General features: G+C 64.0%; 1 protein-coding gene and 1 pseudogene. One reads left to right on the top strand and one right to left on the bottom strand.

Annotated features, from left to right (window positions below; all coding sequences use genetic code 11):
* Positions 1-202 (top strand): annotated as a pseudogene (locus ACTWPW_RS64435) (ISAzo13-like element transposase-related protein); the annotation flags it as partial.
* 129 nt (positions 203-331) lie between these two features.
* Here the strand turns inward: ACTWPW_RS64435 and ACTWPW_RS64430 are convergent.
* Positions 332-667, bottom strand: a complete 336-nt coding sequence (locus ACTWPW_RS64430) for a hypothetical protein (RefSeq protein ID WP_443175076.1) — start codon at positions 665-667, stop codon at positions 332-334.
* Positions 668-794: the final 127 nt, after the last annotated feature.

The following is a 794-nucleotide window of genomic DNA, read 5'->3' as shown; positions in this document are numbered from 1 at the left end:
CGCGGCTTTCGCGGTCGCCTCGATCCGCCGCTGGTGGCAGGCGCGTGGCCAAGCCGACTATCCAAGCGCGTCTCGGCTGCTGATCACCGCGGATGCGGGCGGTTCGAACAGCTACCGCTACCGGCTCCGGAAAGCCGAATTGGCCGCGTTCGCCGCCGAGACCGGACTGATGGTCATGGTCTGCCATTTCCCGCCGGGCACCCAATGCCGTTGCTTGACTCACTCAATCATCACGGGCTCGATGATCTTTACCGGGACTCTTCTGGTGGGCCGGACAGCGGGATGACCCCGACTGGTTCGGTAGCGGGGCCCGTACTTGGACTCCGGGCGTTTAAGGAACCGCCCGGTCGGCCTCACGTAGTCTTCGAGCGCCGTTGTCGAGCTTGCGGCCGACCTTGGCGGCCATGCTCGTCAGAAACATCTTCAGCTTCACCGGTGTCTCGACGCACTGCCGGATAACACTACGCCGGACGTGCTTGAGGACCTTGACGAAGCAGATCCGATCCGGGTCGAGGCCTCCTGCTTCGGCCAAGCGCATGACGATCCGAGCCAGGCAGTGGTGAACGACCAGGTGCGCCCAGACCTCCTGACGGACCAGCTCCGGGCAGGCCGAGCGCAGTACCTGCGTGGGGCCACGCTGGAAGGTCTTGATCTGCCGGTAGGCCAATTCAAGCAGCTTTCTACAGTGCACCTATATAGCTGTTAGGGCCTGGAGCTGCGATGATTGGCATCGAAGGTCTGCTGGAGTTGGCGGCAGTCGTCCAGCGGCTCAAGGAGCAGAGCGCCCCGCGGGA

It is taken from the genome of Nonomuraea sp. KM90, from assembly GCF_052246675.1.
GTDB lineage: Bacteria > Actinomycetota > Actinomycetes > Streptosporangiales > Streptosporangiaceae > Nonomuraea.
Note: the sequence above shows the minus strand (reverse complement) of the source record. Positions and strands in the feature narration are given on the sequence as shown.